The sequence below is a fragment of the Turicibacter sp. St.80E1 genome, assembly GCF_059728495.1.
Genome location: NZ_AP039386.1, coordinates 1,957,755 through 1,984,029, shown reverse-complemented (window position 1 = coordinate 1,984,029; position 26,275 = coordinate 1,957,755). Strand labels below are relative to the sequence as shown.

At 36.5% G+C, this 26,275-nt stretch carries 23 protein-coding genes; 18 read left to right on the top strand and 5 right to left on the bottom strand.

What is annotated here, in order from left to right:
* The first annotated feature begins 57 nt into the window (after positions 1–57).
* Together AC6I0I_RS09515 and AC6I0I_RS09510 are read left to right on the top strand one after the other, a co-directional pair.
* Entirely contained in the window at positions 58–645 is a 588-nt protein-coding gene (locus tag AC6I0I_RS09515) for a hypothetical protein (RefSeq protein ID WP_161831853.1), read from the top strand.
* A gap of 550 nt (positions 646–1,195) precedes the next feature.
* Positions 1,196–3,427, top strand: coding sequence for an alpha-galactosidase (locus AC6I0I_RS09510; protein WP_262953481.1), 2,232 nt, complete (start codon positions 1,196–1,198; stop codon positions 3,425–3,427).
* Between the two features lie 50 nt (positions 3,428–3,477).
* Here the strand turns inward: AC6I0I_RS09510 and AC6I0I_RS09505 are convergent, their stop codons facing one another.
* Complete coding sequence (locus AC6I0I_RS09505) at positions 3,478–4,359, bottom strand: AraC family transcriptional regulator (protein WP_161831899.1); 882 nt, start codon at positions 4,357–4,359, stop codon at positions 3,478–3,480.
* Between the two features lie 150 nt (positions 4,360–4,509).
* Here AC6I0I_RS09505 and AC6I0I_RS09500 point away from each other — a divergent pair, with 150 nt between their 5' ends.
* The 5 genes from AC6I0I_RS09500 (at position 4,510) to AC6I0I_RS09480 (ending at position 10,182) form a co-directional block, all read left to right on the top strand.
* On the top strand, positions 4,510–5,835 hold the full coding sequence (locus tag AC6I0I_RS09500) for an FAD-binding oxidoreductase (RefSeq protein WP_161831900.1): 1,326 nt from the start codon (positions 4,510–4,512) through the stop codon (positions 5,833–5,835).
* Between the two features lie 90 nt (positions 5,836–5,925).
* The gene (locus AC6I0I_RS09495) at positions 5,926–7,278 is read left to right on the top strand and encodes an MATE family efflux transporter (protein WP_262953480.1); all 1,353 of its coding nucleotides are present in this window, start codon (positions 5,926–5,928) and stop codon (positions 7,276–7,278) included.
* 242 nt (positions 7,279–7,520) lie between these two features.
* The gene (locus AC6I0I_RS09490; RefSeq protein ID WP_262953479.1) at positions 7,521–7,901 is read left to right on the top strand and encodes a desulfoferrodoxin family protein; all 381 of its coding nucleotides are present in this window, start codon (positions 7,521–7,523) and stop codon (positions 7,899–7,901) included.
* Between the two features lie 549 nt (positions 7,902–8,450).
* Positions 8,451–8,921, top strand: coding sequence for a hypothetical protein (locus tag AC6I0I_RS09485; protein ID WP_161831902.1), 471 nt, complete (start codon positions 8,451–8,453; stop codon positions 8,919–8,921).
* A 463-nt stretch (positions 8,922–9,384) separates the two neighbouring features.
* Positions 9,385–10,182: an AAC(3) family N-acetyltransferase gene (locus AC6I0I_RS09480; RefSeq protein WP_262953478.1), complete on the top strand. Its 798-nt coding sequence runs from the start codon at positions 9,385–9,387 to the stop codon at positions 10,180–10,182.
* 16 nt (positions 10,183–10,198) lie between these two features.
* Here AC6I0I_RS09480 and AC6I0I_RS09475 read toward each other — a convergent pair whose 3' ends face one another.
* The gene (locus tag AC6I0I_RS09475) at positions 10,199–10,762 is read right to left on the bottom strand and encodes a 5-formyltetrahydrofolate cyclo-ligase (protein ID WP_262951090.1); all 564 of its coding nucleotides are present in this window, start codon (positions 10,760–10,762) and stop codon (positions 10,199–10,201) included.
* A 71-nt stretch (positions 10,763–10,833) separates the two neighbouring features.
* Between AC6I0I_RS09475 and AC6I0I_RS09470 the strand changes: the two genes are divergently transcribed.
* Positions 10,834–11,640, top strand: a complete 807-nt coding sequence (locus AC6I0I_RS09470; RefSeq protein WP_262953477.1) for a DUF4037 domain-containing protein — start codon at positions 10,834–10,836, stop codon at positions 11,638–11,640.
* A gap of 479 nt (positions 11,641–12,119) precedes the next feature.
* Complete coding sequence (locus AC6I0I_RS09465; protein ID WP_262951093.1) at positions 12,120–12,767, top strand: YczE/YyaS/YitT family protein; 648 nt, start codon at positions 12,120–12,122, stop codon at positions 12,765–12,767.
* A gap of 51 nt (positions 12,768–12,818) precedes the next feature.
* On the opposite strand, the gene AC6I0I_RS09460 is transcribed toward AC6I0I_RS09465, so the two are convergent.
* Complete coding sequence (locus AC6I0I_RS09460) at positions 12,819–13,649, bottom strand: AraC family transcriptional regulator (RefSeq protein WP_262951094.1); 831 nt, start codon at positions 13,647–13,649, stop codon at positions 12,819–12,821.
* A 487-nt stretch (positions 13,650–14,136) separates the two neighbouring features.
* Between AC6I0I_RS09460 and AC6I0I_RS09455 the strand changes: the two genes are divergently transcribed.
* The 3 genes from AC6I0I_RS09455 to AC6I0I_RS09445 all read left to right on the top strand — a co-directional run bounded on the left by AC6I0I_RS09455 (position 14,137) and on the right by AC6I0I_RS09445 (position 19,684).
* Complete coding sequence (locus tag AC6I0I_RS09455) at positions 14,137–14,730, top strand: hypothetical protein (RefSeq protein ID WP_262953476.1); 594 nt, start codon at positions 14,137–14,139, stop codon at positions 14,728–14,730.
* A 1,004-nt stretch (positions 14,731–15,734) separates the two neighbouring features.
* Entirely contained in the window at positions 15,735–16,439 is a 705-nt protein-coding gene (locus AC6I0I_RS09450) for an ABC transporter ATP-binding protein (protein ID WP_161831909.1), read from the top strand.
* A gap of 2 nt (positions 16,440–16,441) precedes the next feature.
* Positions 16,442–19,684 (top strand): FtsX-like permease family protein, encoded by a 3,243-nt coding sequence (locus AC6I0I_RS09445; RefSeq protein ID WP_262953475.1) that lies wholly within the window; start codon positions 16,442–16,444, stop codon positions 19,682–19,684.
* Between the two features lie 552 nt (positions 19,685–20,236).
* Here the strand turns inward: AC6I0I_RS09445 and AC6I0I_RS09440 are convergent.
* Positions 20,237–21,181, bottom strand: coding sequence for an IS30 family transposase (locus AC6I0I_RS09440; protein WP_497993641.1), 945 nt, complete (start codon positions 21,179–21,181; stop codon positions 20,237–20,239).
* Positions 21,182–21,487: 306 nt separating this feature from the next.
* On the opposite strand from AC6I0I_RS09440, the gene AC6I0I_RS09435 reads away from it, so the two are divergent.
* The 3 genes from AC6I0I_RS09435 (at position 21,488) to AC6I0I_RS09425 (ending at position 23,659) form a co-directional block, all read left to right on the top strand.
* On the top strand, positions 21,488–22,165 hold the full coding sequence (locus AC6I0I_RS09435; protein ID WP_262953835.1) for a YybI family spore inner coat protein: 678 nt from the start codon (positions 21,488–21,490) through the stop codon (positions 22,163–22,165).
* Between the two features lie 145 nt (positions 22,166–22,310).
* A complete protein-coding gene (locus AC6I0I_RS09430) occupies positions 22,311–22,946 on the top strand; it encodes a pentapeptide repeat-containing protein (protein ID WP_262953834.1) in 636 nt (211 codons plus the stop codon).
* A gap of 11 nt (positions 22,947–22,957) precedes the next feature.
* The gene (locus AC6I0I_RS09425; RefSeq protein ID WP_262953833.1) at positions 22,958–23,659 is read left to right on the top strand and encodes a DNA alkylation repair protein; all 702 of its coding nucleotides are present in this window, start codon (positions 22,958–22,960) and stop codon (positions 23,657–23,659) included.
* Positions 23,660–23,678: 19 nt separating this feature from the next.
* Here AC6I0I_RS09425 and rluF read toward each other — a convergent pair whose 3' ends face one another.
* A complete protein-coding gene (rluF, locus tag AC6I0I_RS09420; RefSeq protein ID WP_161831914.1) occupies positions 23,679–24,386 on the bottom strand; it encodes a 23S rRNA pseudouridine(2604) synthase RluF in 708 nt (235 codons plus the stop codon).
* Positions 24,387–24,536: 150 nt separating this feature from the next.
* On the opposite strand from rluF, the gene AC6I0I_RS09415 reads away from it, so the two are divergent.
* The 3 genes from AC6I0I_RS09415 to AC6I0I_RS09405 all read left to right on the top strand — a co-directional run bounded on the left by AC6I0I_RS09415 (position 24,537) and on the right by AC6I0I_RS09405 (position 26,116).
* Positions 24,537–24,800 (top strand): hypothetical protein, encoded by a 264-nt coding sequence (locus tag AC6I0I_RS09415; protein WP_161831915.1) that lies wholly within the window; start codon positions 24,537–24,539, stop codon positions 24,798–24,800.
* Between the two features lie 82 nt (positions 24,801–24,882).
* Positions 24,883–25,395, top strand: coding sequence for a YehS family protein (locus tag AC6I0I_RS09410; protein WP_262953832.1), 513 nt, complete (start codon positions 24,883–24,885; stop codon positions 25,393–25,395).
* A gap of 121 nt (positions 25,396–25,516) precedes the next feature.
* Complete coding sequence (locus tag AC6I0I_RS09405; RefSeq protein ID WP_262953831.1) at positions 25,517–26,116, top strand: ATP/GTP-binding protein; 600 nt, start codon at positions 25,517–25,519, stop codon at positions 26,114–26,116.
* The last annotated feature ends 159 nt before the right edge of the window (positions 26,117–26,275 follow it).

The following is a 26,275-nucleotide window of genomic DNA, read 5'->3' as shown; positions in this document are numbered from 1 at the left end:
TATGTTTAAAAAGAAGTTGTTCATTCTAATAATGTATACTTGAGGAGGTTGGTTGGTGTGGAAAAGAAGATTCGGTTAGCGAGTTCAATTATTGTTCCAACATTATTATTTGTACTATTTACAGTTTCTTACCAAAATTATCGTCCGCAGGAAAGTGTCAAAGAATTACTAGAGGATTATAAAAATTTACAATATAATACGGATGATGTCGCTGTTAAATTAACTACGAATTCAGCGGTTGAAACCGTCCTATTAAATAAGGTATTACCTAATATGAATTATAAAGTATTACAAAGTCAGATTGATGATGATAAAGCAATTGTGACGCTCGAGGTAAGTAATGTTAATTTAGATCATATGCTTCAACATTATGAATCAAATGTCGTAGAACAAACGATTAAACCGATTGAGGATGATGTTCTTGAGGCATCCGCTCATATTGATGATTTAGAGGTTAGTTTGCTTGTAAATCTTATTGATAACCCAGATATTCAAAAGGATTACATCACCCAACAAATTGAAGTAACCTTACACAAACAAGGAAGTGATTGGGTTCTTGAAGATAGCGATGAATTATTTAAGGCAGTGATTGGAAGTCAGTCAGACGTCATTTCGTTTGAGCATTTAGTAAGAGAAACAAATTGAAATTAAAAGAGACTATTTCGCTAAAGCAAAATAGTCTCTTCTTTAAGTTTTCTTAAATAGCATGAGTAGATGAGATAGGGGGCATGATTAAAGAAGTTTTTGTTCGAAAGGGAAAACAGAAGTTGATGCGTATTAACAAGGGTGGTTGGTGGCATTTTTTTGAAGGATGTGACAATAAAACATAATTTTAAAAAATAAAAGTCATATTATTTGTGTTTTAGAAAAACGTACGATATAATAAATTTGTCTTAAAAAAAGACAAAAAATATTGCAATAAATTTCTTGCCAAGCTTTTTAACAGAAATTTATCCCCTCAAGAATATTTAATAATTATCCCCTCAAATAATTATTAAAACCTTAAAAGACAGGTCCAGTTACTTCTCGTAACTGGATTTTTTATTTTGATCGGATAGATGCTGTTTCTTCGTAAAGGGAGATTAAATAACATACATTTAACCATATATCTATAACATCTAAACATAGAAAGAAAACGTTTTTAAGTTTATAATGAAAACATATTCAAAAGCAATAAGAGCGAGGAGAGAAGAGAATGCCAATCTTATTTAACGATCAAACAAAAGAGTTTCACTTATATAATCAAGCAATTAGCTATATTATGACTGTTTTACCGAATGGGCAATTGGGGCAATTATACTATGGAAAGAAAATTCGTCATAATGCATCGTTTTCTCATTTGCTAGAACAACGTCCGCGTCCGTTATCAGCGTGTACATTTGAAGGAAATATGAGTTTTTCATTAGAACATATTCGTCAAGAATATCCATGTTATGGAACAGGTGATTTCAAATATCCAGCCTATGAAATTTTACAACAAAATGGTAGTGATATTACTGAGTTCGAATACGTTTCACATCAAATTTATAAAGGGAAACCAGCTTTAATTGATAAGATGCCATCAACATATGTTGAGTCGGATGAAGAAGCAACAACATTAGAAATTACATTAAAAGATGCGTTAATTCAAACAGAATTAGTTTTAACGTATACGATTTATGAAGAGCGTCCGGTTATTACACGTCATGCGACATTTAAACATTTAGGACAAGAGGAAGTAACCTTAACAAATGCCATGAGTATGGCAGTTGATTTTCCAGATTACAACTATGAAATGGTTGAATTAACGGGAGCATGGTCAAGAGAGCGCTATGTAAAACATCGTAAATTAGAACATGGAATTCAGTCTGTGTATAGTATGCGTGGAGCTAGTAGCTCAAATTACAATCCATTTTTAGCATTAAAACGTCCGCAAACGACGGAAAATAGTGGGGAAGTGTATGGATTTAGTTTAGTATATAGTGGAAACTTCTTAGCACAGGCAGAGGTTCATACCTATGGTACGACACGTGTGATGATGGGATTACATCCAAATCGTTTTAATTGGGTATTAAAACAAGGTGACGTGTTCCAAACACCAGAAGTTGTTATGGTTTATAGCGAAGATGGATTAAATGGAATGAGTCAAACGTACCATGAATTATATCGTACACGCTTATGCCGTGGATATTGGAGAGATCGCGTACGCCCAATTTTAGTAAATAACTGGGAAGCAACGTATTTTGATTTTAATGAAGATAAAATTGTATCAATCGCTAAAGATGCTAAAGAATTAGGAATTGAATTATTTGTATTGGATGATGGATGGTTTGGTAACCGCGAAGATGATACTGTAGGTTTAGGAGATTGGTACGTTAAAAACTTCGATAAGTTGCCAAATGGAATCGCCGGACTTGCGAATCGTGTAACGGATCTTGGAATTAAGTTTGGGTTATGGTTTGAACCTGAAATGGTAAATAAAAACAGTGATTTGTACCGCGCACATCCTGACTGGATTTTAACAACACCAAATCGTGGGGCTTGTCATGGACGCCATCAATTTGTCTTAGACTTCTCACGTAAGGAAGTGGTTGATTACATTTATGAAGCAATGGCAAAAGTATTATCAGAAGCGCCTATCTCTTACGTAAAATGGGATATGAATCGAAATATTACAGAATGTTTCTCAGCAGTTGCATCAGCTAAAGATCAAGGAAAAGTATTCCATAAATATATTTTAGGGGTTTACGACTTATATGATCGTTTAACGACTGAATTCCCAGAAATTTTATTTGAATCATGTGCGAGTGGGGGATCACGTTTTGACCCAGGAATGTTATATTACGCACCACAAACATGGACAAGTGATGATACAGACGCTGTGGAACGTTTAAAAATCCAATATGGAACATCAATGGTTTATCCGATTAGTAGTATGGGTTCACATGTCTCAGCTATTCCTAATCATCAGTTATATCGTAATGCGCCGCTATCAACACGTGCCAATGTCGCGTATTTTGGAACATTTGGTTATGAGCTTGACTTAAATAAATTAACAGAGGCAGAAAAGAATGAAGTGAAGCAGCAAGTTGCCTTCTTTAAAGAATACCGTGAGACCATTTTTAATGGAACATTCTATCGCTTATTAAGCCCATTTGAGGGGAATGAAACATGCTGGATGATTGTTTCACAAGATCAAAAAACGGCACTTGTTGGATATTATCGTCCGTTAAATGAGGTCAATGTAGGATTCCGCCGCGTTAAATTACAGGGGTTAAATCCAGATTTAAAATATACGGTTTCAATTAATGAGACCACTAATTACGGAGATGAACTCATGAATGCTGGATTGATTACATCTGATGGTTCATGTGGAGAAAATAAAGCACCATACGATGGAACAAATGGTGATTATCAGTCACGTATTTATTTATTAAAAGCAGAATAATGCCACCACACATTTCGCACACGCCTACAAAAAAGGGAACGACTAATGATTTAATCGTTCCCTTTTTCATGTTGGTGGGGGTCGCTATCCCGTTTATAGTGGTTTTGAGTATTAGCCTTACGGTAATTTAAGGGACTTAACCCTGTTATTTTCTTAAAAGCTTTGGAAAAAGCCAGTGGGTCATTGTAGCCACACGAGTTAGCGATGGTATGGACGGCAAGTTCCGAATTAATAAGAAGTTCCGATGCCTTTGTAATTCTAAATTTCATTAAAAATTGTTGCGGGGAAAGATGAAGTGTTTGTTGGAATAGGGTCGTTAAATAGGTACGACTTAATGAAACGTAATTGGCAATATCGGTCACTAAAATAGGGTTTTGATAGTTTTTTTGAATATACTCGACTGCCTTGCTAATATAAAGATTATCTGTTTCAACATCTTCCTCATAGGGAAGTTCTGCCGATTTTGCTAACGTCGCAAAGAATAAAAAGAGAATACCTTGCAACGAGAGTTCATGATAGTGTCCCCATGTATCGTGCTCAAGCATTTGCTCAAGGTACTGAGTCAGTTGTTCAGATTCTTGGCATCCAAATGTATAGTCTGTTTCTCCCATTCCTCCATACTTTAAATAAGTTTTTGCCTTACTCCCATTAAATCCAATCCATAAATACGTCCAAGGATCGGTTTCATCGGCTTGATAAAAGGTTAATTCTCCGGGGCGAATTAAAAAACCTTGCCTTGCTTCAATCGTATATTTTCGATCGTTTACATAATAATATCCTTTTCCTTTAATCACATAATGAATCAGGTAGTTTGGTCGTACGGCTGGGCCGAAACTATAACCAGACGGACAATTCTGGCGCCCACAATATAGGAGGTGGAAATCTTCAAATGTTGGATCCTTGAATTTTAAAAATGAATACTGTTGCGTCATACAAGCTCCTTACGGTTACTAAGATTTCTTTATTTAGATTATAACGCAAAACTTATTGAAACGATATCGTAGAATTTGTAGAAAAAAATAAAATTATGATATGATAGTGGAAATAATAAGATTGAATTCAAAGGTGAGAGGTACTTAAAAATGAACGCTCAATTAAATGGATTAATTGTAACCAAAGAAAGCCCTAATTATGAAACGTGTTGTTTATCTTGGAACCGTGCAATCGATAAACATCCATCTATGATTATTTATTGTCAGCAAACTGAAGATGTTGTTTTTGCTATTCATTATGTGAGAGAGAAACGACTCCCTTTTCGCGTGCGATCAGGAACTCATCATTATGCAGGATATTCAACGGGAGATGGAGTAGTGGTAATCGATGTAAGTCGAATGGATAAGATTGTATTAACTGATCAGTCAGTCACTGTTCAGGGGGGAGTTCGCAATCGGGAATTGTATGAAAAAGTTTGTCAGGCAGGATATGCGTTTGCTGGTGGGGGGTGTCCGACCGTCGGTGTTGCAGGGTATACATTAGGTGGTGGATGGGGATATTCTAGTCGATTGTTGGGATTAGGGTGTGATTCGTTAATTGAAGCAGAAATTGTGATTGCTAGTGGAGAAGTACTCACAGTGAATCAAAAACAACATGCTGAATTGTTTTTTGCTCTTCGAGGTGGCGGTGGTGGAAACTTTGGAGTTGTTACCTCTTTAACCTATCGCCTCTCACAAAAAAGAGCAATAGCGACGCTTATCAATATTGATTATCCACACCAAGATTTTGAAAAAGTGGCCGAGGTGGCTTTAATATACCAAACACTTTTTCATGGATTGGACCGTCGAATGAATTTAAAAATGGCGATGTACCATAGTGATGGAAAAGGAAGAGGTGTTAAACTTACAGGTTTATTTTACGGGCAAAAAGAAGAAGCGGCGATGTTATTAAGTGAATTTTCATCTGCTCCTCTATTTGAGGTGAGAGAGATGAGCGTATTAGAGGCTAATCGTGAAATTCAAGATAGTCACCCAGACTTTGAAATGTATTGTTCAGGTGGTCGATTTGTCATGCGCGATTATACAAGGGATGAGTTCATAAACATGTTGAATTTAATGGAGGAGCGGGCACAGGGATCTGTTTATACCGCACTAACACTGTATGGATTAGGGGGCGCCATTTCAGATATCTTAGGTTCTGCAACTGCCTTTTATTATCGAGATGCTAGATTTATTCTTGGGTTTCAATCGGTGTTTGAAGATAGGAAATATAAAGAAGAGAATATTCTTTTTGTTCAGGAGCGTTTTTCTACACTTCGTACATACACTAAGGGATCATTTATTAACTTCCCAATAGAGCAAGGTGAGAACTATGAAAAAGAATATTATGGAGATAACTTAGCGCGACTTCAAAGGGTGAAAAGAACCTATGATTCCGATCATCTTTTTAATTTTGAGCAAAGTATTCGTGGATAGAGGATAAAATCTTTTTAATGTCTTTTAAACATTGACAGTTAAAGTAGCGATTGATAAAATGAGATAGATTTTTTTAGAAGAGAGTGATGAATGATGACAGATATGACGAAAGGAAGTCCGGCCAAATTAATTTTGGCTTTTACTATTCCTATTTTAATTGGTAATTTGTTTCAACAGTTCTATAGTATGGTCGATACAGCCATTGTTGGTCAATTTGTTGGCGTTGGGGCATTAGCAGCTGTTGGGGCAACGGGAGGCGTTATTTTTTTAGTTCAAGGTTTTGTAAATGGATTAACGCATGGGTTTTCAGTGATTGTTTCTCAACGCTATGGGGCCAATGACGAGCTTGGAATTAAAAAGGCAACGGCAACCTCAATTTACCTATCAGCGATTGCGACGGTTGTTTTAACAGTGATTTGTGTATTACTTGCTAAACCGGTTCTTCAATTAATGAATACACCCGTTGATATTTTAGAAGATGCAACTTCTTATGTGACGATTTTCTTTGGAGGATTAGTTTCAATTATTGTTTATAATTTATTGGCGTCTTTATTGCGTGCATTTGGGGATAGTAAAACGCCACTATATTTTTTAATTTTAGCTTCAATTACAAATATTATTTTAGATTTAGTGTTGATTATTAATTTTAAAATGGGTGTCGCGGGAGCGGCAATTGCGACGGTTGTTTCACAGGGGCTTTCGGGATTATTATGCTATTTCTATATGATTAAAAAGTTCGATATCTTGACCCTCAAGAAAGAACATTTTAAGTATGATCCGATGTTAGTTAAAGAGTTAATGTATGTGTCGTTACCAATGGCACTTCAATACGCGATCACAGCGATTGGAGTGATGATTTTACAAGTGGCAGTGAATAGTTTTGGTTCAACGACTGTAGCAGCTTTTACAGCAGCGACGAAAGTAGAACAGCTAGTGGTTCAACCGGGAATTGCAATTGGGATGACGATGGCAACCTATGCGGCCCAAAACCTAGGAGCACGACGTATTGATCGTGTACGTCAAGGAGCTCGCCAGAGTGCGTGGATTACGATTGTGACGAATGCGTTATCGAGCGTGATCGTTATTTTCTTAGGAGGCTATATTGTCCAGTTATTTATCCCGTCAGCCAATGTCGAGGCTTTACCGATTTCGATGGAGTATTTGAAGATAACGGCTATTTTTTATCCTGTTTTAGGGTTATTGTTTTTATATCGCTTTGCTCTTCAGGGGCTTGGAAATACGGTTGTTCCAATGTTTGCAGGGGTCATGGAGTTGGTGATGCGTACAATTGTTGCGTTTACTTTACCAGGGTTACTAGGATACCAAGGGGTTTGTTTAGCAAGTCCATTGGCCTGGATCGGTGCAACTGTCTGGCTGATTTGGTCGTATTTTAGAATCATTCCTAAATTAGAGCGCGCGCATCCGATAGAAAATTTAGAATAATAAAAGGAATCTCTATTCTCTCATGATTGAGGATAGGGATTTTTTTATGTACACCTCAAATAAATAAGGGATTTTTGGCGATGAATTAGATTTTTAAGATGTCGATAAAAAGAGATTAATGTTGGATTTTGCGAAACCGAAAAGGAGATGAAAAATAAAGTGCATTATCATTGAAGTTGATGATTTTAATGGTTATAATAGGCTTATATTTAGGTATTCAAAATTGAATGGAGGATTCTAGTATGAAATTTTATATGTGCCCAGAAACAAAAACAGTAATCGAGGTCATTGAAGGTCAACAAGCACCATTAACTTGTGATGGAAAACCAATGGAAGAATTAGTACCTAACTCAACAGAAGCTGCAATTGAAAAACATATGCCAGTTTTATCAATTGAAAATGGAGAATTAAAAGTATGTGTGGGTGAGGTAGAACACCCAAGTATCGAAAAACATTGGATTCCATTCGTAGCTGTTAAAGCTGGAGATTTAGTATTACGTCGTTCAATTAAAGCAACTGAAAAACCAGAAGCTGTATTCCCATTAGGAAACTTTAAAGGGGAAGTTGAAGTTTACGCTTGGTGTAACTTACACGGAATTTGGAAAGCAACAATCACTGCTTAATTTATAAAGATGAGAGAGTCGGTAATATCCGGCTCTTTTTTTTTGTTTGATGAGATAATCATTTGGAAAATTACCGCCTTTCGAATGAAAGCTCTCGATGAATTACGAATAAGGGGGGGATAGGGAGAGAGAAGGTTTGAATCATACAAAAATATTTAACACGTGAATTAACCCTTTTAGGGAAATTATCTTATTAAGGATTAGCCACTTTTTAGGCTGATTATTCTTTGGTAGGAACTTAAAAAATCAGCGGGATGTTTGAACGAATAATAAGTTGTTTATAATACAGCTATACTAAGATATGACTCGATAATAGAAAAGTGATTGGATAGTATACGAGTTCAAGCAATAGAAAAAAGGGTGATGACACACAAATAGGTGAGTTGCCAAGATGAAACGGATAAGAAGGGAGGAAGATGTTACTAGAACACGAATTGGATAAAAGTTAGCAATCTGTCGCGATAGACTTTCAACGGAGTCACTTCGTCTGTAGACGAAATGAACGAGTAGGATGTTTAATGTACGATTAGTTTTCAGTAACATTAATTTATGAAAATTGGATTAAATTGTAATCAGGCAAGTACAGAATTAAAAGAAAAAATTATTTCTTATTTTCAAGATGAAGGGCATGAGGTTATAGATTTAACGGATAATTCCGATCAAAATCCTTTGAATCAATCAAAGTGGACAGTTGAAAAGGAATGGACAGTCATCAAAGAGCCGAATTGCCAATCGTCTCGACCCCATGCAGCATTGATGGTCAATCGTTTACCTGCGACTTCTATTATTGGAGTAAAGGAGAACACGATGACATCCGTAAGATTAGGGGCCGATCTTCCACAGCTTGTTTCAATGGCCAACGAGGCATGGATAAAACCTGCCTTATATAGACAGATCAATTATAAAACGGTATGGGCGACCCTTAAAAGAGCAAATCATTGGAAACACTCAGTAAAAAAATGGAGAGAGAATCATCGTAAAAATTCAAAAGAAAGCTCCGAAAACGAAAAAATTCAATGAAAGGGAAGTATGGGGGGCATTCTTGAAAGTTGTCTAACTCCCCTTTCATTAATCATTCTCTAATCTAATGTTTAGGATAAGAATGTTTTTCTTTATAGAAAACTTAGGTTAAACACGCCCCTAATGATAAAAAATATAGATTTTACAAAAGTATATATAAAACGACATAGCTGTGCGAATAAGTGAACAATCTTTTCTTTTTTTGCAGAAATTTAGGATGAATCATTTTCTAAATTGGTAGGATAAAACTATAAATAGAAATAGGTGGTAAAATCTTATGTTTTCTAGATGGATGGGTATTTTTTCTTGTAAGCAGCTAGGCACTTTTCCTGTATAATGTGCTTAGATAAAATAAATATAGTAAGTTATAATGTGGGGTATTAGGGTAACTTATTATATCAGTTAGAGAAGAGAAATGAAGATGATAACCATTGGTTATCATGGATTGGGAAGGGGAAGCATCATGGAATTAACAGGAGTAAAAAAGAGTACGACAACACCAATAACTAAAGCAGATGTGGTAAAGCAACTAAAAAAATTAAAGCTTGCTGATTTAGATTTATTGGTGGTATATGCAAACTTGGAGGCATTTGATTATATTATTGGTGGGGCTCAGACCATTGTTGAGGCCATTTATGAAGTGACAGGGTATCTTACGACAATCGTTATGCCTGCTCATTCTATTCACCAATCATGTCCAACCTTTTTTGATGAAGCATTGCCAAAGAAGTGGAAGGAATTAATGGTGAAGCATACGCCTGCGTATAATGAAAGTCTGTCACCTATTTTATCAGGTGAAGTGGCAGAAGCATTTGCCCGTATGCCTAGGGTTTACCGCAGTGCTCATCCGGTAGCCTCATATTTAGCTTCAGGTCGTAAAGCGGCTTGGTTTATGTCAGGTCATCAATTAGGTTCGATGTTCGGTGAGCAATCTCCCGTACAAAAGTTGTATGCACAAGATGCAAAGGTATTATGTTTAGGAATTGATTATAATCAATTAACAGCTCTCCATTTGGCTGAATACTATGCAGATTGTCGACCAAAGAAAATGCATGAGGCTATTGTGAATCGAGAGGGAGAAGCAAAGTTAGCTGAGTTTGAGGATTTAGCCTTTGATTCAACTTCTTTTAATGAAATCGGTGCGGCCTATGAGGCAGCAAACCATGAGGTGCCAGTTTTTGAAATTGGGAAAACAACGTGTAAATTAGTAGATTATCGCACATTAATTGATTTTGCTACGGATTATTTAAAGGCGAAATAAAAAGGAGTGAGACCGTTTATGTCTCACTCCTTTTTGTATAGATCTGGCATTCTGTAAAGATATATTGGGGACAAATATCGTGAGGTTCAGATGCGATTGAATCGACCATTTGACATTCATAAGCGAGTGCAATGGTAATAAGTTCAGGGAAATTTTTGAGGTAGCGATCGTAAAATCCTTTTCCATATCCAATACGATGACAACATCTATCAAATGCAACACCGGGCATAATCATTACTCCTTTTTTATCGGTAACACGCTCAGTTGTTGTCGGCTCTAAAATATTAAAGGTTCCACGTGCCACTTCTTCAAGGGAGTTAATTTTATAAAATTCCATGGAATGGTTAATAATTTTAGGAATGGCCACTGTCTTATTTAACCGAAGGGCTTCTTGTATAATGGGGATTGTTTTAACCTCATTTTGGTAATTAAGATAGATAAAGAGGGTAGAGGCCTGTTGGAAGAGGGGGGATTGACAGACACGGCGAGAAATGAGGGTGCTGTGGTGGTTGATGATTGATTCGTCCAATTGACGTCGTTTATTAAGTATATCTTGTCGGATTTGTTGTTTAGGATTCATATAATCACCTCGTATAAAGAATATTCATGACAAAGTTTTGTTAGTCATATGGTTAAAGGGGAGGGGATAAAATGGAGTTAATCATAGAGAAGCTTGTATCCGAATACATGAAATTAGATGAGGTAGAAGCAATCACGCTTGCAGGGTCCCGAGCGTCAGGGAGAAATGATTCCCAATCTGATATTGATTTGGATTTGTTTGTGACCAGAGCCATTCCGATTGCGAAGAGGCGAGAAATTGCATCAAAGTTTTCAGATTGTATGGAGATTGGAAACGAGTTTTTTGGAAGTTCGGATGAATTTATAACCCGTGATTCGTTAATCGATATCGATATTTGTTTTTTTGATTTAGAGGAGATTCGTCAAAACTTAGCTAGTGTGATGGAAGATGTCCAGGCTCAAACGGGATATACTACGTGTTTTGTTTACAATGTTTTAAATGCCGAAGTACTTTATGATAGAAATCAAGAACTCAAACATTTAAGGAAAAAGTATCAGCACGTTTATCCAAGATCTCTCAAACAGGCGATTGTAGATAAAAATTATCCGATTTTAAGGAACGCCTTTTCTTCTTACTATCACCAAATTGAAAAGGCGATCTCACGTGGTGATTTAAATAGTATCAATCATCGGGTAACAGCCTTTTTAGCAAGTTATTACGATATTATCTTTGCGATAAATGGTGTTCTTCATCCAGGTGAGAAACGTCTCTTATCAATCACAGAGTCAATATGCGTAATTTATCCACCTCATACAAATCAATATGTTCAGACGATAATTAAAAGTATCGGCGTAGATGACCAATGCCTTTTACAGACATTAAACTTATTAGTTGACGAATTAGAGATTCTATTAAAGGGGAAAGGATTTATTTCATAACTTTTAAAAGCTCGGAACCACCTCTTAGAAAATTACCCTTTTAAGTGAAAATATGTAGGACGTCTTAAGTAGTTTTACTATGTTGAAATTGTGAGAAAAGAGTAACGTTTTCTGGTGCTCTCTTTTTATTTTAGTTGCTTTATGATAAGAATTATACAACTAGATTCTTTTAACTGTGACATCTGTTTTGTCCTATAAAGGTCCGGATAATTTTTAAAAACCTTTAATGCTTTTAGTTATATGATAGGCTGCCTTGAACGGTATTATGGCAGATATGACTTAAGAGGGCGATAATAAGAGGGGAACAACTTAATTTAAATGGATTGGCTGAAGGGATATAGGAGAGTGGCTAGGTATAACTCGTTGGATAATAGGAAAAAACAGACATCTAACCATATCAATCTGAGTTTTTGAAATGTACGTTTTTTTCTCTAACCCCTATAATGACAGTAGATCATTTTGAAGAAAGAGGGGTTGGCATGAAACGAGCAAAAGTAGATTATATAGAATATATCGGGGGGATTTTATTACTAACGTTAGGTGTGGCACTGAGTTCTAGGGCAGGACTTGGAACAGGATCATTAGATTCGATCAATTTTGCATTGGCTAAGCGAACAGGTTTAAATTTATCGGTTATTATTGTTGGGATGGCTGGAGTGGCTATTTTAATATCTGCATTGATTCGTCGACAGAAGCCTCGATTAAAACCATTAATAGCAGCCTTTTTAATGGCTGTTTTTACTGAAGGATGGGTTAGCGTTGTGGAGACAATTTCTATTCAGTCGTTTTTAATGCAACTTTTTGTGTTTTTTAGCGCCCTTATCTGTATTGCCTTTGGACTCGCTATTTACCTAAAACCGAAGCTACCGGCTAATCCGAATGATGATATTACAGTTTCTCTTCATGAAGTCTATCACCTTAGAATCGGAACAGCAAAGTTGGTCGTTGATTTAACCGCGATTGGGATTGCTTTACTATTAAACGGTCCAATTGGGGTGGGAACTCTTTTATTAACCTTTTTATTAGGCCCACTTGTGAATCAAATTAACGCTATCTTTTTTAACCCTCGTATATTACCGATGAACAGGGAGATGAAAATGTCTAATGTAAATGAAAGTCTGAATTAGACACTTAACATTCTTTTCTAAAAAGTTCCTTTCATAAAAAAACAAGACGAGTTAGACGTCTTGTTTTTTTATGAGACGGAATTCAGTAGGTGAGACACAGTGAATCTTTTTAAAAGACTTTGAAAACGCAAGTGGATCTTGGTATCCACAGGATCGGGCGATATCCGAGACGGATAAGTCGGTTTCAGTTAACAACTGTGCGGCCTTTGTCATTCGAAATTGGATCAGGAATTGTTGAACAGACATGCCAACATGCTTTTGAAATAAGGCAGTCAAATAGGTTCGATTGAGACAAAGATAGTGGGATACATCACTAACTTTAATAGAATTGGCATAGTTATTTTGAATAAAGGCAATGGCCTGGTTAATGTAATGGTTTTCGTTTTTAGCCTGTTTAGATAGATTGTTTGGAGCTGATTCCGCTAATTTTGCTAAACATAAGTAAAGTAATCCTTGGTATTTTAATTCATTTGCCTGTGTAAGACTGTTGTAGTTGAGCATTTCGGTGACATAATTTTGTAACTCTTCACAATGCTCGTAGTGTAAGACTAATTGTTGGTCGGAAAATCCCGCAGCCTCTAAATATTTTTTTGCCATTTCTCCATCAAACCCAATCCAAACATAAGTCCATGGTTGGACCGGGTCAGCCTGGTAAAAGGTAAGTTCGTCAGGACGAATGAGAAAACATTGATTTTTAGTGATCTCATAGCATTGATCTTTTGAGTAATAACGCCCCTTTCCATCCATTACAAAATGTAATAAATAGTTAGAGCGGATAGCTGGTCCAAACGAATGAGAAGACTCGCACTGGTGTATTCCACAAAAACATAGATATAAATCACGGAAATGTTTATAATTAACTTCAAGACTTAAATGTGACACAATGAAATGCTTCCTCCCCCGAAAAAGACTAGATTTATTCTTATTATAACACAAAATGAAAGCGTTTGAATATATCAAAAAGAATGCAAATAGGCGTTTATTTGAAAATAGGTGGGAACTAGGGTGGTAGGAATAAAAAGTGAGAAATGTTTGAAAGGTTGATGCAAAGGGAAACTTAATTATAAAAGATGAAAAGTTAACTTGTTAGATTTATTCTTATGAGAATGTTAATTAGCCCTATTAGTCTATGATGGAGAATTTAAATGAATTTGGTCAAAGAGATTAATCGTTAGATGACTTATAAAAAGATGGATATAACGATTATTTATATAGGTTGCACGTTGAACAAATTTTTTTGATTTAAAAGTTGTAAAATTTGCGCTGCCCCGTCGAAAAAAATATAAATTTGCGTATTTTAAAGAGGATTTGAGAATACTAATAGTGGTTTCCGTTTATGAAACCAATTTCGTTAGAGGAGGTAGTTCAAATGTCTAATTGTAATCGTACTCCCGATCAAGAAGAGTTTGCTGAGGAAGTGGCAACTGGGGCAAAACACGTCGCACATAAAGTGGCCCACGAAGTGAAAGATTTAGCGGCCGACGTAGAACACGGGGCTAAAAAAGTCATGCATGGCGTGGACGATGTAGCCGAAGATGTGGCCCATGGTGCAAGTAAAATGGCGCATAAAGCAGCTCATGGTGTTAAAGATATGGCTGAAGATGTCGCATGTGGAGCTAAAAAAGTCATGCACGGCGTTGAAGATGTAGCTGAAGATGTGGCCCATGGTGCAAGTAAAATGGCGCATAAAGCAGCCCATGGTGTTAAAGATGCGGCTGAAGACGTGGCTCATGGGGCTAAAAAAGTGGTGAATGGTGCTGAGGATGTTGCTGAAGATGTCGCTCATCATATCGCTAAAGGAGCCAAACATGTCGCTCATGCAACAGAACACGTTTTACATGAAGCGAAAGATGGTCTAGAAAACGTGGGCGAGAAAATTGAGCATGCCTCAAAAAAAGTGGTAAATAAAACAAAAGAATTCGTTGACGATATCGTCCATCCGAATGATCATTTAGAACAATAAAAAAACAGCCCATCTGGGCTGTTTTCATTTATAACTGATGTTTTATCTAACAGAAGTTAGTGTTGCAATCATTTCAATGAACGGCGGTGTGATGTAAAATAAGGCAGTTCCAATAACTAAACCTTTAACCGCGTCTTTTAACATTTGAATTTGTTTCATTTTTATATCCTCCTTTGGTGTTTAATAACCCCAAAGGTTTTACAGGCCTTCTTCCTATAAAACGCGTGGTGCGTTTAAACAAGAAAAATAAACAGAGCCTAGTAGCCGCGTTTTCCGTCTGTTATTCGGAAATTAGCCGTCATATTGGTTTCTGTGATAATCTATTGTTTATCATTTACGTTTGCAATCTGAGCTCTATTTATGAAAAAGCGCTCGTAATTAACTTATGTGGTAATTACTTTCTTTTTGTGAATGCTTCGTCATTATCATTTCCGACGATAATGTTAACAACACATCAAGAACAGTACATGGAAATTGTTCTTTCCCTAAACCTCGAAACATTCCTTGTCTTAACGCAAGGGGTTGCTTTAATAGCATAACATCCTTCTTGAAATAATGCAAGAGAAAAAATGAAAAAAATAGATGTAGGGATTAAATAAATTTAGATTTAAGTCTTGTATCTTTATAGGAACTCACGCATAATTAAAGATAATTATAAGTTAAAATAATGGTTCTACGATGGATCTAAATAAATGGTTTTATGTTGAATTTCGTCCGTTTTACTCGGTATCACGATAGGTTGGAAAGTGTGGATAATCAAAGGTGAAAGGCAGTTTATTTAGTTATAACTTATAATAACTGAATACATTCCCAAAGATTTGATTCCCTTTATAGTGGGTCTTTCCCTTATAGAAACCAAACAACTTATCTTCTTTTCCTAACGGTGAAATCTTGTTTATTTTATCGATAGGATAATGAAGAAACCGGGGAGAGATAGGGCGGATTCAAGGCATGTAGGTGACGGTCTAACTAGTGAATTGTAACTATAAAAGGAGTGACGGTGTGTGAAGGAGTATATCACGTTTAAAGAGGTAAAAAAGATCTATAAAATGGGTGAAGTGGAGATTGAGGCATTAAGTGGCGTCAATTTTTCGATTGATAAAGGTGAGTTCGTCGTCATCGCAGGTGCGAGTGGGGCCGGGAAAAGTACAGTTTTGAATATATTAGGGGGGATGGATACTGCAAGCAGTGGTGAAATCTTTGTTGGGGGGAAAGAAATTACCCATTACACCAATAAGCAATTAATTACGTATCGTCGCCACGATATAGGGTTTGTGTTTCAATTTTATAATCTTGTTCAAAACTTAACAGCCCTTGAAAATGTTGAACTAGCAACGCAGATTTGTGAAAATCCATTAGATATTCATGAAGTATTGGAGGCGGTCGGTCTTTCCCATCGTAAAAATAACTTTCCAGCTCAATTATCGGGTGGGGAACAACAACGAGTTGCGATTGCACGGGCGTTAGCCAAAAATCCGAAGCTACTCCTTTGTGATGAACCAACGGGAGCACTTGACTACAATACAGGGAAGGCTATTTTAAAGTTATTACAAGATACGTGTCGACAAATGGGAATGACGGTCGTCATGATTACTCATAATCTTGCGATTGCCCCGATGGGAGATAAAGTAATCCATGTTCGTAATGGTCGAGTTGCGAGTATTGAAATCAATGAGAACCCGATTCCTGTTGAAAGGATTGAGTGGTAACGATGGCGAAAAGTTTAACAAAAGACACATTTCGAGATATCAAAAAATCATTTGGACGCTTTTTTTCAATTTTAATGATTTGTGCGTTAGGGGTAGCCTTTTTTGTTGGAATCAAGTCGGCGCCTCTTTCAATGGAAAAGACTGTGGATCAATACTATGACGATTATCATATGATGGATTTACGTCTTGTTTCCACATTGGGCTTTACCGAAGATGATGTTGAGGCCCTTCGAAAGCTCGATGGAATTGAGGGAATTTTTCCGACTTATTCACAAGATGTTTTAACGACGTATCATAATCGTGAATTAGTCCTTAAGCTGCACGCATTGCCTAAAGATTTAAGTGATGAAAATAAAAATTATCTTAATCGCGTGAAAGTCATTGAAGGGCGCCTCCCACAAAAATCAGGTGAAGTTGTGATTGAGCAAGGTGCTTATATGGATCAAATTAAAATTGGTTCTAAGTTAACCCTTGAGTCTGGAACCGACACCCCGCTTAGTGATCAACTTCACACGGTAGAATACACAGTTGTTGGAATTGTACAAACGCCGTATTACCTATCATTTGATAAGGGAAGTTCAACTATCGGTAGTGGTCAGATTTCTAGCTTTGTGATGATTCCACAAGAAGATTTTAAGTCAGAAATATATACCGAAATCTTTTTAACCGCGGAAGGGGTCAGAGATTTAGATACCTTTAGTAAAAAATATCAAGAGGCGTTAAATCCCCTCGTTTCGTCGATAGAAGAGGTAGCTCACCAACGCACGCAAGTACGCTATGATGAAGTTGTGCAGGCTGCAACGGAGGAATTGAACAAAGGGAAGGAAGAGTATGACGCTCAACGGAAAAAGGTTGAAGGCGAGTTACAACAGGCTGCCGCCCAGTTAGAGGAGGCACAACAAACCATTACCTCGGGTAAAAATGAGTTGACACAACAAGAGTCTGCCTTTCAAACGACCATCAATCAGGCCAAACAACAGTTAAATCAGGCCGAAACAGAACTCACTGATCAACAAAAAGTATTTGATGAGAAATATCAACAATTTTACGCTATAAAAGCGTCATCCTGGGAGCAAATTGAATTAGCTAAACAAGAAATGAATCAAGCAACAACTAAGGTTAGTCAATTAGCTGAAGCCATTGATGGATTAAAGGAATTATTGAATGGACCGTTGTTATCTGAAGAAGAAAAGGTGGCAACAAAGGAAGAGTTAACAAAGCTTGAAGCTCAATATCAACAGGCGAATGAACAACTACAGACTGGAAGAGAAGAACTTGCTAAAAAGGAACAGGAACTTATTGACGGTGAACAACAATTAATTGAGGTAAAGCAAGGGTTAATACAAGCGAAAGAAGCGTTAAACCAGCAAAAAACTCAGTTAGATTTTCAAATAAAAACAGCTCAGGAGAAGTTTGACGAGGCTAGACGTCAGCTGCAACAAGGTGAAATAGAATATAATGAGGGAAAACAGCAATATGAGGAAGGTAAGAAAGAGGCAGAAGAAGAATTCAAAAAGGTCGAGGAGCAACTAGCAAAGGCTCAAGAACAAATTGATGAAATATCGCATCCTAAATGGTTGATTCTCGATCGAAATAAACATTATTCATTTGTTGATTATCAAGGGGCATCCGATAGTATTAACGCGATTTCACAAGTTTTCCCGGTTTTCTTCTTCATGGTAGCTGCCCTTGTTTGTCTAACAACCATGACACGGATGGTAGATGAGCAGCGAATGAATATCGGAACATTGAAAGCACTTGGGTATGGGAAATATCAAATTGCCTCTAAATTTTTGATTTATGCCGGACTTGCTAGTATGATTGGAAGTATACTAGGTGTGGCTGTAGGTAATCTCGTGTTTCCAAGTGTTGTTGTAAATTCGTATTCGATGATGTATATTTTACCTCAACCGATTATTGTATTTAGTTGGCCGCTCATTTTATTGGCGGTTGTTATTGCCGTTTGTGTGACGACCTTATCTGCTTATTTTGCACTTAGTGCAGAATTAGTCGAGACCCCTTCACTTTTAATGAGACCGAAGGCCCCAAAAGAAGGAAAACGAATTTTACTAGAACGAATTCCATTTATTTGGAATCGATTAAGCTTTATTGCCAAAGTGACTGTCCGTAATATTTTCCGTTATAAGAAACGATTTTTTATGACTGTATTTGGGATTGCGGGATGTACGGCATTACTCTTAACCGGATTTGGGTTAAAAGACTCCATTCGTACGATTGTGGATAAACAATTCAATACTTTATTTTTATATGATATGACGATTTCTTTTGATCGAATGGTAACAAATACGGATCGTCATATGTTTAAAGATGCGTTGTCTCATGAGGAAACATTCGGTGCTACTTTATTGACAACAACCGAAAATGGTAAAGTGATGGCAAATGATGAGCAGAAGGAACTGACGTTATTTATCCCAGATGATTTAGAGAGCTTAGGGGATGTGATTCATTTCCAAAATCGCTTGACTAACGAAGAACTTCAACTCACAGATCAGGGGGCGATCTTAACTGAAAAGGCAGCCAAACAGTTAAAGGTTAAGGTGGGGGACCAGGTGACGGTTGAGAATTCGAAGGGAGAGCAGGCCCAGGTTAGTATAGTAGGAATTACAGAAAACTACATTTCTCACTATATTTATTTATCAAAGTCATTGTATCAAAAGTTATTTGGACGAGAAGTAGAGCCTAATCAATTACTCGTTTCTTCTGATTTGTCTGATTCGAAGACGAAGTCTCAAGTTGCTAGTGAATTGATGGCACGTGATGAGATTAGTGGAGTGAGCTTTGTTTCGGCTTTAAAAGATAACTTTGATGACATGTTAACGAATTTAAACTATGTTATTATTTTATTAATTATTTCCGCGGGTGCTTTAGCATTTGTTGTGTTATATAACTTAACGAATGTAAATATTTCGGAGCGTATGCGTGAGATTGCAACGATTAAAGTACTTGGCTTTTACGATCAGGAAGTATCAGCCTATATTTATCGAGAAAATATTATTTTAACGTTAATTGGAACACTTGTTGGGCTTGGATTAGGAGTGTTATTACATTTATTTGTTATGACGACAGTTGAGGTAGACATGATGATGTTTGGTCGTCAAATTGCGGGAACTAGTTATTTATACGCAGCGGGATTAACCATTCTCTTTGCTGTAATTGTGAATTTTGCCATGTACTATAAGTTAAAAAACGTCGAAATGGTGGAATCATTAAAGTCAGTGGACTAATTTGAAAATCCCTCTCTCTAAAAAAAAGAGAGAGGGATTTTGTATAAAAGAAAGGGGATTCTTGTTTGTTGTATACCTTTGCGCACTCGAATTCTTCGACAGACTTCGCTATAATCAATGTATAGAGTTGATGAGAGATAAAGTCTTAGTTATTGGATTTAACTCTATAGGTGGGAAGTGTCTGTCGTGAGTTTATCATGCATATCATTTAATTATTGGGAGTTTTTTAATTGTTAAAGAACCTTTATGGGGGTAAAGGTTATCAGTCTATAGGGCCTCTATCGTGAAAAGATGGATAAAGAAGGTGTCTTTTATAAGGGGGAGCTAAAAGATAGGTGATGATAAAAAGTTTAAGTGTTAGAGCGTTTTATCGTCGCTAGATTCGGTCTTTAGTTCATATGTATCCAGCCATTCGGGTTGTTTCTTAAGGTGTAAAATTCTTTTCGATTGGGAGATAGACGGTGAGTTGACTAGTTTGAAAATCGTTTAATTTATATTCAGATGGGCTATTATTGGGAAAGGGCCCATCTTTTTTTTTGCTAAGACGAATTGTCAATACAAATGCGACAGTTTCTCATGAAATAGCTCGAATGAAGTTTTCCAACCTAAGCATTTTCGTGGTCGATGATTAATGAGGAGGAGGGCTTCATCAATCTCTTTCTCACTAACTCGTGCTAAGTCCGTCTTCTTCGGAAAGAATTCTCGAAGAAGACCATTGGCATTTTCATTACTTCCTCTTTGCCAAGAGGAATAGGCGTCAGCGAAGTAAACAGGAACCTTTAAATCTGCTTCTACTTTGGAATAACAAGCAAACTCTTTTCCTCGATCAACGGTATAAGTTTTAAAGGTGTCTTTAGGAAAATGTTCATATAACTCACTAATCGCTCGGTACATTTCAGATGCTGAGTGATTTTCGATTTTAACGGCGACATAAAATCGTGTTTGACGTTCAATAAATGTAGCTAAACATCCTTTACTTTTACCACGGCTTGAAACAACTGTATCAAGTTCCCAATGACCAAATGCCTGACGTTTTTTTACCTCTTTCGGACGTTGATGAATTGATGTCCCAATGTTAAATCGTCCGCGTGTTTCTCGTAGTTTTCGGCGTTTTCCCTTTTGCCTTAAACAGCTTAAATCCCCTAACAAAATCGTTCCGTCATAAATCCAACGATAAATAGTTTTGAATGAAATAACCCCCTTTAAAACCGTATTAGAAATTTGTTCAGGCGACCAGGTTAACTTTAAATAATGTTGGATGGTTTGAATAACTTCTTCAGATTTGGTCTCTGGACGATGACAAACTAAGCGACGTTGCTCGGCTAATTCATCTGCTAGCTCTGCTTGATACATCTTTTGAGTATTTCGTTTTAGTTCACGAGCAATGGTTGAATGATGACGATTTAATTGCCCCGCAATTTGTCTCGTTGAATAACCCATTTTTGAAAGAACTTCTATACGTGTACGCTCAAATGTGTTAAGATGTTTATAACTCATAAATAGATCTCCTTGTTAAGAATTTGGTGTGGTAACTTCATTCTATAACAAAGAATTCTATTTATGAGCTTTTTTTATTTGTCGCACTTAATATTACAATCTGTCCTAAGAAAAGACCGATTGATTCATGAATCGGGAATAAAGCGGAGTATTTTGTAAAAATCATGGATCATTCGTTGAAATAAACGGCTTACCTGCTCCTTTTTTGTATTTAACGGGTTTTAGTTTTAGAAGATTTTTATTGCCTAATCATGTTTTTCTTTGATGGACATATAGTTTAAAGAGATGAGGGGAGGAATCAGGAGTATGCAACTTGATCAAGCAGTTCTTAGTATTCAATTTGGTGATATCGATGGAGATTATAATTGTGAAAAAGTCGTTCTTTTTGGAACACCGTATAGTCCGAATCAACCCTATATTCAGCAAGTCGAATTATTAATTCATTATATGGATGATCGAAAATTAAAGTTTCAATTAGATCTTATAGGGTACGATTTACAGTTGTTTCTCGGCGATTTTTTAAAGATGAATCAAAGTCAAATTTTAATTACAGGGCGAACAGGCGGCGAGAATGATGCGGTGATTGTTCGTTTATACACGTTGGAGGATAACAGATTAAAACTTCTACTAGATGAAGAGGATCTAGCTAAAAAATTGACGTGTCAAGCTGGATATATTAATATGAATGGAATGATTGGAGTCACTTGCCCGGCGACAGGACAAACGTTTATGATTGATAGTCGTGGCCCAATGACACCTTATGCGGGTGTGAGAAAAGACTTAATTCAGCCAATGATTACTACATTATATACGCTATATCCGGTGAAACAACCGTATGAAAAATATTATAGCTTACAAATTCAACAGCGAATTATCGGGGCTCATCCTTCAGATGTGTTAGGAATGATTCAAACGGTCATTGAATTAACTCAGGAGGCACCCATTATTAAAAGTCAACGGTTAATTAATTTCTCTAAAATGTAGGAATAAGAGATAGGGAGTGGGTTAAAGGCCATCTACAGCGAACTAAGCATGAGTTTAGTTCGCTGTAGATGGCTTTTTTTAGGAAGACAGAGAAGAAGAAATCGTGATATGATAGTAGTAAATTTGAAATAGGGTGCGATAGAAAATGCAAAAAATAGAAAAACCGAAATTATCCCCATTGTTGAAACCTGAACAATGTTTTGAGTTACTTATTAGAGAAGACTCTTTTATTCAAGGAATGTTATTTGAAAATGTGACGATTTCATCTCAACTGATGGATCGCCTTTATATTAGCAAATGTCATTTTAAAAATGTTCACTTCGAACCGTGTCAATTTGACCGAATGGATCTAACGGATACCGTCTTTGAAAATTGCGAGCTCTCTCATCTAAAATTAATGGATGGAAGTATCCATCGCTGTGAATTTAAAAATTGTCGATTAACAGGGAGTGACTTATCGAATTGTAGTATTTGGCATACTACTTTTTTGGAGAATACGATGCAATATGCTAATTTTTCCTACAGTAAATTTAAATTTGTTAACTTTATAAATAATCAAATGAAAAACAACAGTTTTAATGAATGCCAGTATAAGAAGGTAAGCTATGAAGAATGCCAATTAGCAGAAAGTGAATTTATAAATACATCGTTAGCAACCCTCGACTTTTCAAGTTGTGATATTCAACAGATCATCGTTCCAGTTGAAAACTTAAGAGGATTGACCGTTTCAAGCGAGCAGGCGGTCGCATTAGCCAGCTTGCTAGGTCTTAAAATTGTTTAGGAGGGTGATTAATGAATATAAGGGCTGAACTTTTAAAGCTAGCAGAGCCTGATTATCAGGTCTTCGCCTCACGTTTATTACCGGGGACACCTCATATTCTAGGGGTGAGGCTACCCTACTTAAGGAAAATGGCACAAAAGATTGTGAAAGAGGGAGCTACTTCTTTTTTATCAGAGCGTGAGACGGTTTACTTTGAGGAAGTGATGTTAAGAGGGATGGTCATTGGTTACCTGAAGAATCTTCCTCTTGAGCGCCACCTTTACTACATCAAAGAATTTGTTCCATTGATTGATAACTGGTCAGTGTGCGATAGTTTTTGTTCAGGATTGAAGGTGGTGGGGTGTCATCCAGAGTATTTTTGGTCTGAAGTCACGGCGTATTTAAAATCGACGAATGAATTTGAAGTCCGTTTTGGCGTCGTGATGCTCTTGAATTATTATGTGAATAATCGTTATGTGGAGCAGGTGCTTGGGTTGCTTGAAGAAACGATGCATTCCGGCTATTATGTGCGGATGGCGATTGCCTGGGCGATTTCTGTTTGTTATGTGAATTATCCACAGCTAACGTTAAGGTATTTACAAAAGACAACACTTGATACCTTTACTTATAATAAGGCGCTCCAAAAAATTAGGGAATCTTTAAAAACTGATCCCGATACCCGGGCATTGATGAAGCAGATGAAACGAAATGAAAAAACAGCGCCCCCTTCTTAGTAGGAATCGCTGTTTTTTTTTACCACTCTTGTGGTGTATAGTTTAAATCTTTAAATAAACGATCTTTTTCTTTTTTTGTTAAGTCGCGCCATTGTCCAATTGGAAGATTTCCTAAATGGATATTCATAATACGGACACGTTGAAGACGGTAAACTTCATAGCCTAATGCTTCACACATCCGGCGAATTTGACGATTAAGACCTTGGGTTAAAATGATTTTAAATTCGTACTTAGAGAGTTGTTCTACATAACAAGGAAGTGTTTTTGTTCCAAGAATTCGGACTCCCTTTGACATTTTTTCGATAAATTCAGGGGTAATTGGTTTGTCAACTGAGACAATATATTCTTTTTCGTGATTATTCTCAGCTCGTAAAATTTCATTCACGATATCTCCATCGTTCGTTAATAAAATGAGCCCATCTGAATCTTTATCAAGTCGCCCGATATTAAAAATTCGAAGAGGGTGATTCACTAAATCGATAATATTTCCTTTGACGTTTTTTTCTGTTGTACACGTAATACCTACCGGTTTATTTAAGGCAATATAGACATTATTACGCGCTAAGCGAAGACGTTGACCATTGACCATAACCTCATCTCCAGGTTTCACTTGGTCACCAATTTTCGCTTTTCGTCCATTAATTTTAACGCGTCCCTCTTCAATTAACTTATCTGCTCCACGACGAGACGCTTTTCCTGATTCACTAATAAATTTATTTAAACGCATCATTTCACATCCTTTAGCGATATTTTTTAAGTATACTCTGAAATGTCGAACTTGTCGATAAAAAAATATTTTCGTTAAGTAGGATGGACAACTGATGAATAAAATATGAATTATGCTATAATAAAGTAAAACGTTGAGGAGGCATTTCAAGTGGATCAATATTATTTAGTGATGTTTTTACGAGAAGGAAGTTACATTGAATCAAACGTCGATTTGTTAGAATTAGACGCGACGACGATTTCAGAAGTGGTGGAGCGTTTAATTGACTATCATAATAGTGATGAGTTAGAGGATGAGCTTCGAAGCTGTGGCACAAACATTCGAGCAATTATTCGTGTTTATTTAAATCATGTCGGTGATTATGGTTATGAAGATTTCTATCATTTAGAATTAGTGACACCAAAGTCATTGTAGGGGATAAGGAGCGATCTTTTGTGAGATGGCTCCCTTTTTCATGATATAATAAGAAAAAAGACGAAATGTTGGAGGTTTTGACATGAATAATAATGATATTTTAATTCGTATTCGATATGCCTTGAATTTAAAAGACGGGCAAATGGTTAAAATTTTTAAATTAGGGGGAATAACCCTAACTGAAGAGGATGTTAAAAGGTTATTAACGAAAGTTAAAGAGGAGTTTGGATTTACAGACGCTGAGGATGAAGAAACAATGGTGTGTACGAATAAAATGTTAGATGCCTTTTTAAACGGATTGATTATTTTTAAACGAGGACCTCAGGAACAAAAAACAGAATCGACGTCTCAACCGGTGACGATTAAGCGAAATAATGTGAATAATATTGTTTTAAAAAAATTAAAGATTGCGTTATCGTTAACGGCGGAAGAGGTGATTTCAATTTTAAATTTAGCGGGTGTTTCGCTTTCAAAAGGTGAATTAAGCGCAGTATTACGAAAAGAGGGGCATAAAAACTACCGTGAATGCGGTGACCGTTATTTACGAAACTTCTTAAAAGGGTTAGCGATTCAATATCGAATGGTCAATAAATAGTTTGATTCGGCGTCGTTATTTGAAGGAAAATGTCATTGAAAAAGACGAGATTTATTGATATAATTTAGACTCAAAGAAGAGTTCTGAGATAAAAAAATTCGATACATTGGAGACGTGAAAGATGACAGTAAGAATTGCAATCCTAGGTGGACCAAGATGTGGGAAAACAACGCTTATTCAACAGTTATATGTCGATATGAAAATTCGTGATATTAACGTAGGGGTAGCGACGGAATATAGTACCGATTATTTACGCGATAAAGGGATGATTGAATCGATTTCGGAACAATATGGAATTTACTTGGGACAATTACATTTAGAGAATGCTTTAAAAGGACATGAGTATGCCGTGACAGACTATGCAACATTTGTTCCTTATATTTATGGACGTTTAATGCTTGGGGATAAAAAACGTACGAAAAAAGAAATTGAAATTTTAAATGATTTATATAGTTTAGCGATTCGCGATTTACCAAACTATGACTATATTTTCTTTGTTCCTCGTGAATTTGGATATAAAAAAGATGGGGTTCGTTGGCAAGACGAAGAAGTCGCGCAACAAGTAGATAATGCGATTTTAGGTTTCTTAAATGCAGAAAATGTGAAATATGAACTTATCACAGGATCGACTCGTGAACGTTCTCAAAGAATCTTAGATATTGTAGGAATCGATAAAGAAATTGTAGCTCCACAACCGGTTCAAGTGGAATTAGCTGAGTAAAATAAAACAAAAAAACACGACACAAGATGAAGGGTGCCGTGTTTTTTTATGAATTTTTTTTGATATAAATCCTTAATGCTTTAATGATTAAAAACCATAGATAGATTCCCGCCCCAATTTTGATAAGTGCGAGTAATTGCATGATTATGATTGTGAAAG

Coding starts and splice junctions, on each gene's coding strand:
- AC6I0I_RS09445 (WP_262953475.1), top strand. CDS start 16,442: ATGGCGAAAAGTTTAACAAAAGACACATTTCGAGATATCAAAAAATCA.
- AC6I0I_RS09500 (WP_161831900.1), top strand. CDS start 4,510: ATGAACGCTCAATTAAATGGATTAATTGTAACCAAAGAAAGCCCTAAT.
- AC6I0I_RS09490 (WP_262953479.1), top strand. CDS start 7,521: ATGAAATTTTATATGTGCCCAGAAACAAAAACAGTAATCGAGGTCATT.
- AC6I0I_RS09475 (WP_262951090.1), bottom strand. CDS start 10,762: ATGAATCCTAAACAACAAATCCGACAAGATATACTTAATAAACGACGT.
- AC6I0I_RS09405 (WP_262953831.1), top strand. CDS start 25,517: ATGACAGTAAGAATTGCAATCCTAGGTGGACCAAGATGTGGGAAAACA.
- AC6I0I_RS09495 (WP_262953480.1), top strand. CDS start 5,926: ATGATGACAGATATGACGAAAGGAAGTCCGGCCAAATTAATTTTGGCT.
- AC6I0I_RS09410 (WP_262953832.1), top strand. CDS start 24,883: ATGAATAATAATGATATTTTAATTCGTATTCGATATGCCTTGAATTTA.
- AC6I0I_RS09425 (WP_262953833.1), top strand. CDS start 22,958: ATGAATATAAGGGCTGAACTTTTAAAGCTAGCAGAGCCTGATTATCAG.
- AC6I0I_RS09435 (WP_262953835.1), top strand. CDS start 21,488: ATGCAACTTGATCAAGCAGTTCTTAGTATTCAATTTGGTGATATCGAT.
- AC6I0I_RS09465 (WP_262951093.1), top strand. CDS start 12,120: ATGAAACGAGCAAAAGTAGATTATATAGAATATATCGGGGGGATTTTA.
- AC6I0I_RS09505 (WP_161831899.1), bottom strand. CDS start 4,359: ATGACGCAACAGTATTCATTTTTAAAATTCAAGGATCCAACATTTGAA.
- rluF (WP_161831914.1), bottom strand. CDS start 24,386: ATGCGTTTAAATAAATTTATTAGTGAATCAGGAAAAGCGTCTCGTCGT.
- AC6I0I_RS09470 (WP_262953477.1), top strand. CDS start 10,834: ATGGAGTTAATCATAGAGAAGCTTGTATCCGAATACATGAAATTAGAT.
- AC6I0I_RS09430 (WP_262953834.1), top strand. CDS start 22,311: ATGCAAAAAATAGAAAAACCGAAATTATCCCCATTGTTGAAACCTGAA.
- AC6I0I_RS09440 (WP_497993641.1), bottom strand. CDS start 21,181: ATGAGTTATAAACATCTTAACACATTTGAGCGTACACGTATAGAAGTT.
- AC6I0I_RS09485 (WP_161831902.1), top strand. CDS start 8,451: ATGAAAATTGGATTAAATTGTAATCAGGCAAGTACAGAATTAAAAGAA.
- AC6I0I_RS09510 (WP_262953481.1), top strand. CDS start 1,196: ATGCCAATCTTATTTAACGATCAAACAAAAGAGTTTCACTTATATAAT.
- AC6I0I_RS09455 (WP_262953476.1), top strand. CDS start 14,137: ATGTCTAATTGTAATCGTACTCCCGATCAAGAAGAGTTTGCTGAGGAA.
- AC6I0I_RS09480 (WP_262953478.1), top strand. CDS start 9,385: ATGGAATTAACAGGAGTAAAAAAGAGTACGACAACACCAATAACTAAA.